The 15,395-nt window shown below is 62.6% G+C and carries 15 protein-coding genes; 12 read left to right on the plus strand and 3 right to left on the minus strand.

Annotation, left to right across the window (positions count from 1 at the left end):
- Positions 1-238 precede the first annotated feature (238 nt).
- The 5 genes from AAGW23_RS20025 to AAGW23_RS20045 all read left to right on the plus strand — a co-directional run bounded on the left by AAGW23_RS20025 (position 239) and on the right by AAGW23_RS20045 (position 4,425).
- Positions 239-1,948: an L-lactate permease gene (locus AAGW23_RS20025; protein WP_200636225.1), complete on the plus strand. Its 1,710-nt coding sequence runs from the start codon at positions 239-241 to the stop codon at positions 1,946-1,948.
- A gap of 156 nt (positions 1,949-2,104) precedes the next feature.
- Positions 2,105-2,272, plus strand: a complete 168-nt coding sequence (locus AAGW23_RS20030; protein ID WP_102837762.1) for a rubredoxin — start codon at positions 2,105-2,107, stop codon at positions 2,270-2,272.
- Between the two features lies 1 nt (position 2,273).
- A complete protein-coding gene (locus AAGW23_RS20035) occupies positions 2,274-3,476 on the plus strand; it encodes an NAD(P)/FAD-dependent oxidoreductase (RefSeq protein WP_342408038.1) in 1,203 nt (400 codons plus the stop codon).
- A 152-nt stretch (positions 3,477-3,628) separates the two neighbouring features.
- Positions 3,629-3,901, plus strand: coding sequence for an HU family DNA-binding protein (locus AAGW23_RS20040; protein WP_045431184.1), 273 nt, complete (start codon positions 3,629-3,631; stop codon positions 3,899-3,901).
- A gap of 137 nt (positions 3,902-4,038) precedes the next feature.
- Positions 4,039-4,425: a helicase gene (locus AAGW23_RS20045; protein ID WP_342408039.1), complete on the plus strand. Its 387-nt coding sequence runs from the start codon at positions 4,039-4,041 to the stop codon at positions 4,423-4,425.
- Between the two features lie 86 nt (positions 4,426-4,511).
- Here the strand turns inward: AAGW23_RS20045 and AAGW23_RS20050 are convergent, their stop codons facing one another.
- Positions 4,512-5,417, minus strand: a complete 906-nt coding sequence (locus AAGW23_RS20050; RefSeq protein WP_342408040.1) for a LysR substrate-binding domain-containing protein — start codon at positions 5,415-5,417, stop codon at positions 4,512-4,514.
- 183 nt (positions 5,418-5,600) lie between these two features.
- Between AAGW23_RS20050 and AAGW23_RS20055 the strand changes: the two genes are divergently transcribed.
- The 5 genes from AAGW23_RS20055 to AAGW23_RS20075 all read left to right on the plus strand — a co-directional run bounded on the left by AAGW23_RS20055 (position 5,601) and on the right by AAGW23_RS20075 (position 10,310).
- The gene (locus AAGW23_RS20055; RefSeq protein ID WP_102837758.1) at positions 5,601-6,782 is read left to right on the plus strand and encodes an acyl-CoA dehydrogenase; all 1,182 of its coding nucleotides are present in this window, start codon (positions 5,601-5,603) and stop codon (positions 6,780-6,782) included.
- A gap of 158 nt (positions 6,783-6,940) precedes the next feature.
- On the plus strand, positions 6,941-8,164 hold the full coding sequence (locus tag AAGW23_RS20060) for a CaiB/BaiF CoA-transferase family protein (protein ID WP_342408041.1): 1,224 nt from the start codon (positions 6,941-6,943) through the stop codon (positions 8,162-8,164).
- A gap of 78 nt (positions 8,165-8,242) precedes the next feature.
- Positions 8,243-8,851: a LemA family protein gene (locus AAGW23_RS20065; RefSeq protein WP_342408042.1), complete on the plus strand. Its 609-nt coding sequence runs from the start codon at positions 8,243-8,245 to the stop codon at positions 8,849-8,851.
- The gene (locus AAGW23_RS20070) at positions 8,848-9,606 is read left to right on the plus strand and encodes a TPM domain-containing protein (protein WP_342408043.1); all 759 of its coding nucleotides are present in this window, start codon (positions 8,848-8,850) and stop codon (positions 9,604-9,606) included. The genes AAGW23_RS20065 and AAGW23_RS20070 overlap by 4 nt, the downstream gene beginning before the upstream one ends.
- A gap of 86 nt (positions 9,607-9,692) precedes the next feature.
- Positions 9,693-10,310 (plus strand): TPM domain-containing protein, encoded by a 618-nt coding sequence (locus AAGW23_RS20075; RefSeq protein ID WP_342408044.1) that lies wholly within the window; start codon positions 9,693-9,695, stop codon positions 10,308-10,310.
- 37 nt (positions 10,311-10,347) lie between these two features.
- Here AAGW23_RS20075 and AAGW23_RS20080 read toward each other — a convergent pair whose 3' ends face one another.
- Positions 10,348-11,625 carry a tetratricopeptide repeat protein gene (locus tag AAGW23_RS20080; protein WP_342408045.1) on the minus strand — a complete coding sequence of 426 codons (1,278 nt, stop codon included), beginning with the start codon at positions 11,623-11,625 and terminating at the stop codon, positions 10,348-10,350.
- Between the two features lie 148 nt (positions 11,626-11,773).
- On the opposite strand from AAGW23_RS20080, the gene AAGW23_RS20085 reads away from it, so the two are divergent.
- The gene (locus tag AAGW23_RS20085; RefSeq protein ID WP_256061656.1) at positions 11,774-12,817 is read left to right on the plus strand and encodes a GlxA family transcriptional regulator; all 1,044 of its coding nucleotides are present in this window, start codon (positions 11,774-11,776) and stop codon (positions 12,815-12,817) included.
- Between the two features lie 70 nt (positions 12,818-12,887).
- On the opposite strand, the gene AAGW23_RS20090 is transcribed toward AAGW23_RS20085, so the two are convergent.
- Positions 12,888-14,855, minus strand: a complete 1,968-nt coding sequence (locus AAGW23_RS20090; protein WP_342408046.1) for an AAA family ATPase — start codon at positions 14,853-14,855, stop codon at positions 12,888-12,890.
- Between the two features lie 24 nt (positions 14,856-14,879).
- Between AAGW23_RS20090 and AAGW23_RS20095 the strand changes: the two genes are divergently transcribed.
- On the plus strand, positions 14,880-15,014 hold the full coding sequence (locus tag AAGW23_RS20095; RefSeq protein WP_267908305.1) for a hypothetical protein: 135 nt from the start codon (positions 14,880-14,882) through the stop codon (positions 15,012-15,014).
- The last annotated feature ends 381 nt before the right edge of the window (positions 15,015-15,395 follow it).

The raw sequence follows: 15,395 nt of genomic DNA on the forward strand, positions 1-15,395 counted from the left end.
CCCCCCCCCCCCCCCCCCCCCCCCCGCCCCCCCGCCCCCCCCCCCCCCCCCCCCCCCCAACTCAGGTTGACGAGCCCCGGGCGCTTTAAGTGCCCGGGGCTTTCGAGCATGAGGGATCGGCCAATGTGATCTGTTGGTCAGTCGCTCGGGCTGGAGTGAGTTGTTCATTTCAGCCATGCGTGGGACCGGGATGTTCCCGGATAGAAGCGGTTCACAACAAAAAACAAGGAACCCAACAATGAGTCAGACACTGCTGTCCATACTGGCCTTCGTGCCGCTGGTGCTGGCGGGGGTACTGCTGATCGGCTTTCGCTGGCCGGCCAAGTACGCAATGCCGCTGGTTTTCGTCCTCACTGCGTTGATCGGCCTACTGGCCTGGGACATGACCTTCAACCGGGTCCTGGCTTCCACGCTGCAAGGCCTGATTCTGACCGCCGCGATCCTCTGGATCATCTTTGGCGCCATCCTTCTTCTCAATACGCTCAAGCACTCTGGGGGCATCGCTTCGATTCGTCGCGGCTTCGCCAACGTGAGCCCGGACAAGCGTGTCCAAGTGCTGATCGTGGCCTGGCTGTTCGGCTGCTTCATCGAGGGTGCTTCGGGCTTTGGTACGCCGGCTGCGGTGGCTGCGCCGCTGTTGGTTGCTCTGGGCTTCCCGGCGCTGACGGCCGTTGTACTCGGGATGATGGTGCAATCGACGCCGGTGTCCTTTGGTGCGGTGGGCACGCCGATTCTGGTGGGTGTCGCCGGCGGCCTGGATCAGGCCACCCTTGGCGGGCAGATGACAACCCTGGGTAGCAGCTGGGACGTGTTCTTCCAGCTGATCTACTCGCGTGTGGCGATCATTCATGCGCTGTGCGGCATCCTCATGCCGCTGATCATGATCTGCATCATGACGCGCTTCTTCGGTCGCAACCGCTCCTGGGGCGAAGGGCTGGCGATGGCGCCGTTTGCCATCTTCACCGGTCTGGCATTCGTCATCCCTTACGCTGCCGCGGGTGTATTCCTCGGTCCGGAATTCCCGTCGATGATCGGCGCCCTGGTCGGTCTGGCCATCGTGGTTCCGGCCGCCAAGGCGGGTTTCCTGCTGCCCAAGACCAGCTGGGACTTCGCCCCGGCCAGCGAGTGGCCGGTGGAGTGGATGGGCAAGATCGAGATGAAGATCGACGACGTCGCTGGACGTACACCGATCTCCGTACCGATGGCCTGGGCGCCGTACCTGCTGCTGGCGATCTTCCTGGTAATGTCGCGTATCTTTCCGGAGCTCAAAGCCGCGCTGATGTCGGTCAGCTTCGGCTGGAAGGACATCCTTGGCGAGACTGGCGTGTCCGGTACCCTCGAGCCGCTGTATCTGCCAGGCGGGATTCTCTGCATGGTGGTGCTGGTGACCTTCTTCCTGCATCGGATGAAGGCCGCTCAGCTGGGCGCCGCCATCGCCGAGTCGAGCAAGACACTGCTCGGTGCTGGCTTCGTGCTGATCTTCACCATTCCCATGGTGCGGATCCTGATCAACTCGGGCGTGAATGGCTCGGATCTGGTGTCCATGCCGGTGGCCATGGCGCAGCTGGTAGCCAACAGCGTGGGCGGTGTCTATCCGTTCTTCTCGCCTGCGGTCGGCGCGCTGGGAGCCTTCATTGCGGGTTCCAACACCGTGTCCAACCTGATGCTCTCGCAGTTCCAGTACAACACCGCCAGCCTGTTGGGGCTCTCCGGCGCGTTGATGGTGGCCCTGCAATCAGTGGGTGCAGCGGCGGGCAACATGATCGCCATTCACAACGTGGTGGCGGCTTCGGCCACGGTTGGCCTGCTGGGTCGCGAAGGCATCACCTTGCGCAAGACCATGCTACCGACGCTGTACTACCTTGTGATGGCCGGTAGCATCGGTCTGATCGGCTTTTATGTGATGGGTATCAGTGATCCGCTGGTAGGTATCGCGACCGCTCGTTAACGCGGCGTGAACCCGGACGGGCGGCTCAGACCGCCCGTTTTTGTTTGTCCGGAAAATCTTTACAGGTTCGCGGTCTATCACCAGGCGGCCAGTGTTTGGCGGTACGCGGTGTTCTGGTATAGCGTGCAGCGCAACCGAGACTGATCGAGGTGAACGATGAAAAAGTGGCAATGCGTGGTGTGCGGCTTCATCTACGACGAGGCCGAAGGTTGGCCGGACGAAGGTATCGCTCCAGGCACCGCCTGGGAAGACGTGCCGGAAGACTGGCTCTGCCCCGACTGCGGTGTTGGCAAGATTGACTTCGAAATGATCGCAATCGGTTGATATGAACGAATCGAACAATAAAGACTTGCCTCTGGTGATCATCGGCACCGGGCTGGCGGGCTACAACCTTGCCCGCGAATTTCGCAAGCTCGACACCGAGACGCCGCTGCTGCTGATTACCGCTGACGACGGCCGCTCGTATTCCAAGCCGATGCTCTCCACCGGCTTCGCCATGAACAAGGATGCCGACGCGCTCGGCATGACGGTGGCCGGGCCGATGGCCATCCAGCTCAACGCCGAGATTCGCACCCACACCAAGGTGACGCGCCTTGAACCGGCCAACCGGCGCGTCTGGATCGGTAGCGAGCCCGTGCCCTACCGTGATCTGGTCATTGCATGGGGCGCGCAAACCATCAACGTGCCGGTTGCCGGCGATGCGCAGGACGCCATCTTCCCCATCAACGATCTGCTCGACTACGGCCGTTTCCGCGAGGCCGCGCAAGGCAAGCGCCGCGTGCTGATCCTTGGCGCCGGGCTGATCGGCTGCGAATTCGCCAATGACCTGCTGCACGGCGGCTATGAGGTGGAGCTGGTCGCGCCTTGCGAGCAGATCATGCCGTCACTGCTACCGGTCGAACCGGCAGCCGCAGTACAGCGCGGGCTGGAATCTCTGGGCGCTCGTTTCCATCTCGGTCCGGTGCTAGAGCGGCTGGGTCGCGAGAATGAGGGGCTGGTGGCACAGCTGTCGGACGGTCAGAAAATCCCATGCGATCTCGTGGTCAGTGCCGTGGGATTGCGGCCGCGCACCGAGCTGGCCGAAGCCGCGGGACTGCAGGTCAACCGTGGCATCGAAGTCGATCGGCTGCTGCAGACCTCGGCGAAGCACGTCTATGCGCTGGGTGATTGTGCCGAGGTCGAAGGGCTCAATCTGCTTTACGTGATGCCGCTAATGAGCGGCGTTCGTGCGCTGGCCAGAACCCTCACCGGTCAGCCGACGGCCGTCACATACGGGCCCATGCCAATCACGGTGAAGACGCCGGTTTGCCCCTTGGTCGTCTCACCGCCAGCAGCCGGAAGCGAAGGCCGTTGGAGCGTCGAGGGTGAAGGCAATGATCTGACGGCGTTGTTTCAGGATCGCGATGGCCACCTGCTGGGTTATGCCCTGACCGGAGCGGCCGTGCAGCAGCGTTTGGCACTCAACAAGCAACTGCCGCCGGTGTTGGCGGAACTGCCCCAAATTCTGTCCTTAACGTCTCCGCAATGATTCGGCAAAGCGCTGGCGAGGACTGGCGCGAGTGCTAGCAGCGTGCCATGCTCCGTTGACCCGCTGGCGCAGCCTAGAGCTGCTGCGGCGGTATGGAACGCTGTTCGGAGAGCAGCGAAACAAAAAAAACAATAAATATGTAGAGGCTATCTATGCGCAAACCGGAACTCGCAGCCGCTATCGCTGATAAGGCCGATCTCACCAAAGATCAGGCCAACCGTGTACTCAACGCCGTACTGGATGAAATCACCAGCGCACTGAACCGCAAGGACAGTGTCACCCTGGTAGGCTTCGGCACCTTCGTACAACGACACCGCGGGGCCCGTACAGGCAAAAACCCGCAGACGGGTGAACCTGTCACCATCAAGGCCAGCAACACAGTGGCTTTCAAGCCGGGAAAGATGCTCAAAGACGCGATCAACTAAACGTCGCGCCGCCCGGGGCCACTCAGGCTCCGGGTCAAGCTGACTGGGAAGTCCGCTCCAGACCCCTCTGTTCTCCTGCTTTCGCCGCTCCGATCAGCCGCTACAATGCCGATTTTCCCGCCAACGGTCGGTCCATCATGAAATTTCGCTTTCTTCTCTGGATGCTTGGTCGCCTGATGGCCAAGGCCAGCCGCAGCAACCCCGATTTTCAGAAACAACTCGGCGACAAAGACCTGACCTTCCAATTACATACCCTCGACGGCAAAGTGGCTCGCCACTACCGGGTCAAGGGGCAGCGCGTCACCAGTCACGGCGGACCTGCCGCTGAACCTGCCTTCGCCGTTGGTTTCAAGGACAGCGCCTACGGTTTCGACACCATGAACGCGAAGAACAAGCAGCTCGCCTTTATGCAGGGCATCCAGAACAAAGACATCCAGATCCAGGGCAACCCGGCGCTGGTGATGTGGTTTCAGGGTCTGACCAAGTATCTGAAGCCTCGGAAGAAAAAGCCCGAGGCGGCTTGATTCGCTGGCTGCAACTGTCCGGCGAGGGGCTATTGCTCCCGGTTGATTGGTGAAGCGCACCTGTCGGTCGGCAAGCCCGTCAGTGGCTATTGCTGCTGCGCCATCCAGGCGTGCACTTCGTCGAGTAGCCAGTCGCGGAAGGCATTCAGGGCGGCCGATTCCACGCGCCGTTCTGGGATCATCAGGTGATAGGCCTGATCCTCTCGCCGAAACGAGTGGGGGTGTGCAATCACCAGGCGCCCCTCGGCGAGTTCGCGCTGGATCAGAAACGGCGGAATCAGCGCGATGCCCATCTGATGCTCGGCCGCCTGGGCGAGCATCGAAAACAGTTCGAGACGGGGGCCGGTCATGTCCCTTGCGACTTTCAATCCCAAAGAATCGAACCACTGACGCCACGCATAGGGTCGAGTGGTCTGCTGCAGCAGCGGCATCTCGGTGATGGTCTGGACAGTCAGTTGGCCGGCATCGCCGAGCAAGGCGGGGCAGCATACCGGCAGTGAATGTTCCGGCATCAGCCGATGAGCCACGGTGCCGGACCAGTCGCCGTCGCCGAAGTAGATGGCCGCATCGAACTCGGTATCGGCGAAGAGGAAGGGGCGGGTGCGATTGGTCAGGTTGACGGTGATTTCCGGGTGCAACGCCTGGAACTGACGTAGGCGCGGCAACAGCCACTGGGTACCGAAGGTCGGCACCAGCGCCAGCTCAATATTTTGAGCGCCCTGCTGCCCCATGACCGACAGGGTGTCGCGCTCCACGGCGTCGAGCTGAGTAGCGACGCGACGCGCATAGGACTGGCCTGCTTCGGTCAGCTTTACGCCACGGCGTGAGCGGCGAAACAGCTCCAGCCCAAGAAATTCTTCCAGCCCGCCGATCTGTCGGCAGATGGCGCTCTGAGTCAGCGCCAGCTCCTCGGCGGCACGGGTGAAACTCTGGTGACGCGCCGCCGCTTCAAAGGCGACCAGCGCGGCGGTGCTAGGAATCTTGCGGCGCATTATGCGGCTGCCTCACTAATAACCCGACAATCAGGCCACTCAGCATACGCTGGAGTGAGTAAACCGCACAGGTGATTGCGAATTACTCGTTTGCTGGGTGCGCCGGCAGCTTCTAGTATCAATCCATCCAATGCTGCACCGGGCCCTGTGCCCGGTTCATCGTCTACGACAAGAGGACCACCCATGGCCGGCAAAGCAAGCTTCAACTGGATCGACCCGCTGCTGCTCGATCAGCAGCTCACCGATGAAGAGCGCATGGTGCGTGACAGCGCCCAGCAGTTCGCCGCCGACAAGCTGGCGCCTCGGGTACTCGAAGCCTTCCGCCATGAGCGCACCGATGCGGCGATCTTCCGGGAGATGGGCGATACCGGTCTGCTGGGCGCGACGATCCCTGAAGCCTACGGTGGCAGTGGCCTGAACTATGTGTGCTACGGCCTGATCGCTCGCGAAGTCGAGCGCATCGATTCGGGTTATCGCTCAATGATGAGCGTGCAGTCCTCGCTGGTGATGGTGCCGATCAACGAGTTCGGTAACGAAGAAACCAAGCAGAAATACCTGCCCAAGCTGGCCAGCGGCGAGTTCATCGGCTGCTTCGGCCTGACCGAACCGAACCACGGTTCCGACCCGGGCTCGATGGTCACGCGGGCCAAGAAGGTTGACGGCGGCTATCGGCTGTCCGGCGCCAAGATGTGGATCACCAACAGCCCGATCGCAGACGTCTTCGTCGTATGGGCCAAAGATGATGAGGGTGCGATTCGCGGCTTCGTGCTGGAGAAGGGCTGGGAAGGGCTGTCTGCTCCGGCGATTCACGGCAAGGTCGGCCTGCGTGCTTCGATCACCGGCGAGATCGTCATGGACAACGTGTTCTGCCCGGAAGAGAACGCCTTCCCCGACGTGCGTGGTCTGCGTGGTCCGTTCACCTGCCTGGACTCGGCCCGTTACGGCATCAGCTGGGGTGCCCTGGGCGCCGCCGAATTCTGCTGGCACACCGCGCGCCAGTACACCCTGGATCGCCAGCAGTTCGGTCGCCCGCTGGCGGCCAACCAGCTGATCCAGAAGAAGCTGGCCGACATGCAGACCGAAATCACCCTGGCCTTGCAAGGCTGCCTGCGCCTCGGTCGTATGAAGGACGAGGGCACCGCGGCGGTGGAAATCACCTCGATCATGAAGCGCAACAGTTGCGGCAAGGCGCTGGACGTGGCACGCCTGGCCCGCGATATGCTGGGCGGCAATGGCATCAGCGACGAGTTCGGCGTGGCGCGGCATCTGGTCAACCTTGAGGTGGTCAACACCTACGAGGGCACCCATGACGTGCATGCCTTGATTCTCGGCCGTGCGCAGACCGGCATCCAGGCGTTCTTCTGATAGTTCGTCGGGTGGGGCGGGGCGCTTAGCTACCGCTTCACCCATCCACCTGGCGGAGCCAACGGTGGATGAAAAAAACGTCATCCACCCTATGTTTTTCCTCGACCGGCTGCAGGTTGATGTCTGCGGCGCGGCGACAACACCTTGAGGCTTCATTCATGCCCGGCGCCCTTTCTCATATCCGCGTCCTCGACCTGTCACGTGTGCTCGCAGGTCCCTGGTGTGGGCAGATCCTCGGTGATCTCGGCGCCGAGGTGATCAAGGTCGAGCGCCCGCACACAGGCGACGACACCCGTCACTGGGGGCCTCCATATCTGAAAGACCAGCAGGGCGAAAACACGTCGGAAGCCGCTTATTACCTGTCGGCCAACCGCAACAAGCAGTCATTGACGCTGGATTTCACCCAGCCCGAGGGCCAGCGGATCATCCGTGAGCTGGTGGCCCAGTGCGACGTGCTGCTGGAGAACTTCAAGGTCGGCGGGCTGGCGGCCTACGGGCTGGATTACGAGAGCCTCAAAGCCATCAACCCCAAGCTGGTCTATTGCTCGATCACCGGCTTTGGCAGTGATGGACCTTACGCCCAGCGCGCGGGTTACGACTTCATGATTCAAGGCCTGGGCGGCCTGATGAGCCTGACCGGGCGCGCCGAAGACGAAGAGGGCGCCGGGCCGGTCAAGGTCGGTGTGGCACTGACTGACATCCTCACCGGGCTCTACGCCACTGTTGGCGTGCTGGCGGCGCTCAATCATCGCGAACAGCATGGCGTTGGCCAACATGTCGAATTGGCGCTGCTGGACGTGCAGGTGGCCTGCCTGGCCAACCAGGCGATGAACTACCTGACCACCGGCGTGCCGCCCAAGCGCATGGGCAATGCCCATCCCAACATCGTGCCTTATCAGGATTTCCCGACGGCCGATGGCGACATCATTCTCACCGTGGGCAATGACCGTCAGTTCCGCAAGTTCGCCGAAGTGGCCGGGCACCTCGAATGGGCCGATGATCCTCGCTTCGCCACTAACAAGGCGCGCGTGGCGCATCGCAAGGAGCTGGTGCCGATGATCCGCCAGGTCACGGTGTTCCGCTCAACGGCCGAATGGGTCGCCGTACTTGAGCAGGCTGGCGTGCCCTGCGGGCCGATCAACGACCTGGCTCAGGTATTTGCTGATCCGCAGGTGCAGGCACGCGGACTGCGTGTCGAGATGCCACATCCCTTGGCAGGCAGCGTGCCCCAGGTAGCCAGCCCGATTCGACTGTCCGAGTCGCCGGTGGAATATCGCAAGGCCCCGCCGCTGCTCGGTGAACACAGCGAAGCTTTGCTGCAGCGGCTGCTGGGCTGTGCGCCCGAGCAGATCGACACGCTGCGTCGTGCTGGCGTGATCTGAGGCCGTTATAACCTGAACTCTCGGACCGCTCGGCTATCCTTATCCTGTACCCTGGATTTTTGGAAGGACGAGCGGATCATGCAGATGCAGCGTTATCGATTCACCTGGCAACTGACGGTTGTCCTGTTCATGTCCTGGCTGCTGGCCGGCTGTGGCATCAATAACATCCCGCAGTATGACGAGCAGGTGAAGTCGGCCTGGGCGCAGGTCGAGAACCAGTACCAGCGCCGGGCAGACCTGATTCCCAACCTTGTCGAGACGGTCAAGGGCTATGCCCGACAGGAACAGGACACGCTCACGGCAGTGACCGAGGCGCGCGCCAAGGCAACCTCGATCCAGATCAGCGCTGATGACCTCGATGATCCGCAGAAGATGCAGCAGTTTCAGCAGGCCCAGAGCCAGCTGACCGGTGCGCTTAGCAGGTTGATGGCGGTGTCCGAGCGCTACCCGGATCTGAAATCCAACCAGAATTTCCTGGCGCTGCAGTCGCAGCTTGAGGGGACCGAGAACCGTATTGCGGTCGCACGTCGAGATTTCATCGCCGCCGTCCAGCGTTACAACACCGAGATCCGCACTTTTCCCGGTCGCATCTGGCATACCCTGATGTACGGCGACATGCCCATCCGCGAGAGCTTCGAGGCTACAACCGAAAACGCTGAACAGGCGCCGCAAGTGCAATTCCAATGATGCGTGCGCTTCCCCTGATCCTCGGGCTGTTGTTCTGGGCGAGCGGCATCGCCGCCCAGGGTGTCGAGCTGCCTGCGCTGACCGGCAGGGTGGTCGATCAGGCCGAACTGCTCGATACGCAGGCTGAGGCACGGCTGACCAGCATGCTCGCTGCGCATGAGCAGGCCAGCGGCGAGCAGGTAGTCGTCGTCACCGTGCCTAATCTTCAAGGTCGCAGTATCGAAGAGTTCGGTGTCGAGCTGGGGCGTGAGTGGGGTATCGGGCAGAAAGACCAGGACACCGGTGCGCTGCTGATCGTTGCGCGTGATGATCGCCGAGTCCGTATTGAGGTCGGGTATGGCCTGGAAGGCCGGCTGACCGATGCGCAGTCGTCGGTGATCATCAATCGCATCATCACACCCGCCTTTCGCGAAGGCGACTTCGCCCGTGGGATTACCGAAGGCGCCGCGGCGATCATTCAGGTGCTGGGCGGTGATCCGCTGCGGACCGCCGCGCTGCCGCCGGCCACGCCGACGGGGGCGCAGCAGCCGGGCGGGCTCGGCATCCTCGGCTTCTTTCTGATGCTGGTGGCGATCTTCGTCATCGGTGGCGGACGTGGTGGTCGCGGAGGCGGACGAGGTGTGGGTCGCGCGGTATTACTCGGTGCCCTGCTCGGCGGCATGGGGCGTGGTGGCGGTGGCGGCTTTGGCGGTGGCGGCGGATTCGGCGGCGGTGGCGGCGGCTTTGGCGGCGGCGGTGCTTCCGGTGGCTGGTAGCCGGCACGTGAACTCGATGGGGCCTGCCATGCTGGCTCGCCCCTTCAGATCAGAACGACAAGAGCCTCATCAATGATGGACATGCAATGACCCTTTTGAGCGAAAGCGAACTGCAGCAGGTGGCCGAAGCCATCGCCCGAGTGGAGCGCACCACGGATGCCGAGCTGGTGACCGTACTGGCCGGCCAGTCCGATGACTATCGCTATATACCGCTACTCTGGGCAAGCGTGATCGCGCTGGTGCTGCCCGGTGCGCTGCTGTTCTTCACCGGTTGGCTGGCCGGCTGGCAGTTGTTGCTGGTGCAATGGCTGACCTTCCTGGTGCTGGCGGTACTGTTTCGTATACCCAGGGTGACCAGTCGATTGATTCCTCGCTCGGTAAGGCACTGGCGTGCCTGCAACCTGGCGCGGCGGCAGTTCATCGAACTGAACCTGCATCACACCGACGATGGCACCGGGATGCTGATCTTCGTCTCCGAAGCCGAGCGCTATGTGGAGATTCTGGTGGATCGAGGCATTTCCACCCGCATCGACAACAGCGCCTGGGAGTCGATCGTCGAGACCTTTACCGCCCATGTGCGTAGCGGACGAGTGCTGGAGGGTTTCATCGGCTGCATTGACGCCTGCGGCACGCTGCTTCAGCAGCACGTACCGGCAACGCACGAGCGCAACGAGTTGCCGAACCACCTGGTGGTGCTGCCCTGAAGCCGGGGATGCCGGCACTGCCGACATCCCTCCCGCCTCAAGCCGCGCTGCGTTGACGAGCAAGCAGGTCGCGTTCACGCTGCAGGCCTCTCGCCAGACTGTGCTGATCGCTGCGGCGTGCGGCGGTGAGCAAGGTCTGGTCGATCAGGTCGCGCTGGGCGTGGCTGCCGCCAAATACATGAGCCTGACTGCGGACTGGCCTTAGTAAATCCACGCAACGCGCATATTGCCCATCGACAAACGCCGTCACGGCTTCGACCCCTGGAGCACCGATCACCCCTGTGAAGCGTGCGTTGTCATCGTCTTGCTGGCAGGCTCGCCGCTGCGCCTCACTTAGTTCGTCGAGCAGGTCGGTACGACCGCTGCAGGCAAACGCCATCGCCGCGTGAAAATCATTGAAGGCGTAACGACCGTCATTGGCCATCGCGGCCCAGCGTTCGGCAACGCCCGTCCAGCGATTGCCGACATCCACGCCGCGCAATTGCAGGCGCCAGAGCAGCGAACTGGCGTCGATCAATTCCATTGCGAGGCTGCCCTGATGGCCATCGATCGGGCCGTCGTAGAGCGCCAGCACCGTTTCAAAATCCTCGTGCTCAAGATAGTGCAGGGCGAGGTGCCACCAGTTGTGCACCGCGAGCATGCTGTCCTGCTGCCAGGCCGGATTGCCTCGCATCCAGGCGATGCCTTCCTCACGCCGGCCCTGCATCTCGAGCACGTGTGCGACGGCGTGCTGCGCCCAGGCATCATCGGCTTGCAGTGACACCGCTTCGCGGCCAACGCGCTCGCCGTGCAGGTAATCGCCAGATTCTTCCAGCCCAAAGGCGTACATGCCAAGCACGGCGTGATAGCCCGGCACCGAGGATGACCAGTCCGGCAATACCCGCGCGATGCGGTCGCGCAGCATGCGCGCATCCCCGGTGAAGAAGTCCAGCTGATGGCCGGCCTGCAATGCCAGCAGGTCATGCGGATACTCGAGGCTGAGGTCTTCCAATGTGCGCCCGGACGCGTGCCAGCGGCCGTCGATCAACAGTTGCAGCGCCTGGATATGGCGCGCCTCCCGGTCGTTTTGCGGCAGAGCCCGGGCTTGGTCCAGCGAGGCTTGGGCAACGGGGATTCCAGCCGCTTCGGTGCCTAGCAAATAGAGCCAGGCATTGAGAACGTGGCCCATCACCAGTTCAGGAGAAGCTTCGAGTGCGGCTTCGGTGCTCGCCAGCGAGGCGGTGCGCAGGCAGCGGAACTGCTCCAGCGCCTGGTCAAGCAACGCCTGCGCTTGGCCGTTGCAGCCGGTCAGTTGGTAGCCATGTGCGTCTTTCATTGTTCTATGCTCCATGAGTCCAGTTCGTTGGCAGGTGCCAACGGAGCCCATAGTCGGGGTATGGGGCCGGTCGGACTAAAGCCATCCTGGAAACAAAACGGCCATTTCCGCCATGACACGCTCAGATCATGCTGAAAGACTGCCTCCCTTGACTGTCGCTCTCCTGGCGACACCGGATAGCACGGCTTCGACGCTGTTCGGTCTCTACGATCTGCTGTCGGGTGCCCGCCGCGACTGGCAGCATCTGATCAATCAGACCAGTGTCGATGCGCCTTTGTTGCCGCGGATCGTCAGCCGCGACGGGCAGCCGTTGCGGGTGTACAACGATGTCCTCGTGCACGCCCACGCCAGTCTGGACAGCATGGTCTCGGCCGATGTGGTGATTGTCAGTGATCTGGCCATCAGCCCCTGGGCGCCGCTGGATGATCGCTATGACCGCGAAGCGCAATGGATGCGCGAGCGTTACGAGGCCGGTGCGACGCTGGCTTCGGCCTGCTCCGGAGCCCTGCTGCTGGCGCGTACCGGCCTGCTGAAAGGCTGCGAAGGTGCCTCGCACTGGGGTTATTACGATTGCCTGCGGCGGGAATACCCTGAGGTTCACTGGCAGCCGGACAAGGCGTTGGTTACCGCTGGCGTCGGCCAGCGGCTGGTGATGTCGGGCAGCGGCAGCAGCTGGCATGCGCTGGGATTGTTCCTCATTGCCCGCTTCGTTGGCGCCACGGAAGCCATGGAGGTCGCGCGGATGAATCTGCTCGACTGGGATGCGACCAGTCCGCTGGCCTACGCCGCGATGATGCGCACCAGTCAACTGGCCGATCCGGTCATTGCCCATTGTCAGGAATGGGCTGCTCAACATTACGAGGCCGACGCGCCGGTGGCGGAGATGGTGCGGATCAGTGGACTGCCGGAGCGGACGTTCCAGCGCCGTTTCGCCCAGGCGACCGGGCTGTCGCCGCTGGACTATGTGCATACGCTGCGACTGGAGGAAGCCAAGCAACTACTTGAAAGCGGAGACCTCCCGGTTGAAGCGGTCGCCTGGGAGGTCGGCTATCAGGATGCCGGCTTTTTCGGCCGGCTGTTCCGGCGCAAGGTGGGCATGACGCCGGCGCAGTACCGTCGACGTTTCGGTGTGCTGGCGCGGCGCCTAGCTGGGGTGGCGACGATGCAGGCCGCAGCGGCAGAACCGCACTGAGGCGCTTGGTCTACGGCGCGCGGTGAAGGTCGGCTCAAGACGCCCGCGTGTGTGATCGCGGGTGGCTGGTTCAGAGCATGCCGGGGCCGTCGTCCTCGGGCTGCTCAACCGGCGCCAGATCCATAAAACCACCGTTCTCCATGGCGCTGGCGGCCACCCGGTCGATGCTGCTCATGGCATGGCCGATGATCGAGCTGACGCGGGCCTGGTGATGATGCTCGGGCAAGCGCGCGATGGCGGCGAGGACTTCTTCACCCGGCACGGTTTCCTCGGCCAAGAGTTTGTCAGCGATCTCGTCCAGCGCTGGTTTGAGCTGCTGCAGCAGGGCCATGCATTCACGGTCGAGTTGCTTAAGCAGGTTGTCGGCCGCGCGGATGGATTCGCCGGAATCGAATTCGATATGGGCGTCGCGTACCGCCTGCAGACTGAGTAGCGAACCGTTCGGGCCCATGCCCAGCGCACCGACCATCGACAGGGCGATCTTGGACGCTTCTTGCAGATCCTGACCGGCGCCCGAGGACACCTCGTGGAAATACAGCTGCTCGGCCCCACGGCCAGCCAGCAACATCTGGATGCGGTTGCGCAGTTCGGATTCCATGTGCAGACGCTTGTCCTCGACCGGCGTTACCAGCGTCACGCCCAGCGCCTGACCGCGCGGCAGAATGGTGACCTTTTCCACACGACCGGTTTTCAGCGCGGCAGCGACCAGCGCATGACCGGCTTCGTGCACCGCGATGCGTTTGCGGTCGGTAGGCGACATCGGCGTCACGCCAGAAGGCTGTTCACCGATGCGGCAGGTTTCCACCGCGTCGACGAAATGCGCCATGCTGACCGACTTTGCGGCGCCTCGTGCGGCGAGCAGGGCCGCATGGTTGGCGATGTAGGCGATGGCGGCAGGGGTCAGGCCCACGGTGTTGCGCGCCAATTGTGCGTAGTCCAGATCCTGTTCGGCGCGGATCTTGGCGGCGTAGAGGCGGAACAGTGCCTCGCGGTCGTTCAGCCCTGGCAGGCCCACGGCAATGGAGCGGTCGAAGCGGCCTTCGCGCACCAGCGCCGGGTCCAGCGAGTTTGGAAAGTTGGTCGCACCCAGCACCAGCACACCGTTGGCGCCGTCGAAACCGTCCATTTCGGCAAGGAACTGGTTGATGATGCGGTTGCTCTCGGCATCGCTGGAGCGCTGCTGTTCAGCGCGCTTGCCGATGCCGTCGATCTCGTCAATGAAGATGATGCACGGCGCCTGCTTGCGCGCGGTGCGGAACAGCGCCTTGACCTTCTGGATGCCAACGCCGAAATACATCGAGGAGAAATCGCTGCCGGTCACCTGAATGAAACTGGCGTTGGATTCGGTGGCCAGTGCCTTGGCCAGCTGAGTCTTGCCTGTGCCCGGCTCTCCAGTAAGCAGCACGCCTTTCGGCGGGCGCGCGCCCAAGGCAGTGTAGGCAGCCGGGTCACGCAGATAGGCGGTTACATCGCTGAGCGCCTGCTTGGCTTCGCTGGCGCCAATCACATCGGTAAAGCTGATGCCGCTGCCTTTGCGTTGGACCGGGAAGGCCTGGCTCTTGATCGCAAGGTAGGTGAGGGTGCCGATTAGCAACAGGATAAAGGGTGCGTAGGGCATGACCGGCTTGTACCAGGGCGCTTCGCCGTCGGTATCAAACATGGACAGCGGGAACAGCTCGCCTTTGCTGCTGGCGTATTGGTCGAGTAACAACTGAGCGACACGCCCAGACTGGTCCGGTACCCAATAGCGCTGCCCATCGTGAAGGCTGATAAAGACTGCGTCCTTGCCCAGCGCGGCGCTGCTGATGCTGGCGCCACGCAGGTCGGCCATCAACACCGAAAGATCGCGGCGATTGGCTTCCCAGGGATCGGTGGACTGCTGCAGAGCCTCGAGCATGCTGGCCGCAGCGCCAGTCGCAGGGGTCGAGGGAGCAGCTGGCCGCAACTGCCAAAAGGCCACGCACGCGGCGATCAGCAGTAACAGGAAAACGGAGAGCACAGGGCCGCGGCGACCTTGTAGCAAACGTGGTGTTTTCATTTCACATCCAATCGGGAGGGCCCGATGTTCGACAAACAACCGCCGGAGGGCGGACCACAGTTGTTCACGGGAAAGTCCCGCGGCGCCAATTGGGTGGCGCAGCACAGTTCGGGCTTGTTGGATGCGATTTATATGCCGGACTGCGAATCGGGTTGCTGAGCGCCGATAGCCGGCGAGAATACGGCAAGTGCCACCATACGAGCGGCTGCGCGACGAATGGCAGGCCAGTTTTCGACGAATGACCGCTTGCTCGTGGAACGAAACAGCTGGCGCGGGGACGCAGGCCGTAGCCCGTTACCCGACCAGCTCAGGCGCCGTACTCTTGAACGACGCCGTGAGGTGTAGTCACTCGCGCATGATCTCCGCTTGTCCATTCGGCTGGCCCGGCCGCGGGCACGCTGTAGTTAAAAAGCGCCCACGCAGCTCTGAAGAGCGAGATTTAGGTGTAAAAACAAGCCGTTCCGATGAGTGGCCTGCTGGACGTCGGCTACCCCGCGCAATCAAGGAGGATTCGTAGTAAATAGCCTGGTTTTTCGCACC

This window comes from Stutzerimonas chloritidismutans, from assembly GCF_038562055.1.
Taxonomy (GTDB): Bacteria; Pseudomonadota; Gammaproteobacteria; order Pseudomonadales; family Pseudomonadaceae; genus Stutzerimonas; species Stutzerimonas chloritidismutans_A.

Excerpts from the sequence above, each read along its gene's own strand:
- AAGW23_RS20055 (WP_102837758.1), top strand. The coding sequence starts at position 5,601 with ATGGCCGGCAAAGCAAGCTTCAACTGGATCGACCCGCTGCTGCTCGAT.
- AAGW23_RS20095 (WP_267908305.1), top strand. The coding sequence starts at position 14,880 with ATGTTCGACAAACAACCGCCGGAGGGCGGACCACAGTTGTTCACGGGA.
- AAGW23_RS20035 (WP_342408038.1), top strand. The coding sequence starts at position 2,274 with ATGAACGAATCGAACAATAAAGACTTGCCTCTGGTGATCATCGGCACC.
- AAGW23_RS20090 (WP_342408046.1), bottom strand. The coding sequence starts at position 14,855 with ATGAAAACACCACGTTTGCTACAAGGTCGCCGCGGCCCTGTGCTCTCC.
- AAGW23_RS20070 (WP_342408043.1), top strand. The coding sequence starts at position 8,848 with ATGATGCGTGCGCTTCCCCTGATCCTCGGGCTGTTGTTCTGGGCGAGC.
- AAGW23_RS20050 (WP_342408040.1), bottom strand. The coding sequence starts at position 5,417 with ATGCGCCGCAAGATTCCTAGCACCGCCGCGCTGGTCGCCTTTGAAGCG.
- AAGW23_RS20075 (WP_342408044.1), top strand. The coding sequence starts at position 9,693 with ATGACCCTTTTGAGCGAAAGCGAACTGCAGCAGGTGGCCGAAGCCATC.
- AAGW23_RS20060 (WP_342408041.1), top strand. The coding sequence starts at position 6,941 with ATGCCCGGCGCCCTTTCTCATATCCGCGTCCTCGACCTGTCACGTGTG.
- AAGW23_RS20080 (WP_342408045.1), bottom strand. The coding sequence starts at position 11,625 with ATGAAAGACGCACATGGCTACCAACTGACCGGCTGCAACGGCCAAGCG.
- AAGW23_RS20040 (WP_045431184.1), top strand. The coding sequence starts at position 3,629 with ATGCGCAAACCGGAACTCGCAGCCGCTATCGCTGATAAGGCCGATCTC.
- AAGW23_RS20065 (WP_342408042.1), top strand. The coding sequence starts at position 8,243 with ATGCAGATGCAGCGTTATCGATTCACCTGGCAACTGACGGTTGTCCTG.
- AAGW23_RS20030 (WP_102837762.1), top strand. The coding sequence starts at position 2,105 with ATGAAAAAGTGGCAATGCGTGGTGTGCGGCTTCATCTACGACGAGGCC.
- AAGW23_RS20045 (WP_342408039.1), top strand. The coding sequence starts at position 4,039 with ATGAAATTTCGCTTTCTTCTCTGGATGCTTGGTCGCCTGATGGCCAAG.
- AAGW23_RS20025 (WP_200636225.1), top strand. The coding sequence starts at position 239 with ATGAGTCAGACACTGCTGTCCATACTGGCCTTCGTGCCGCTGGTGCTG.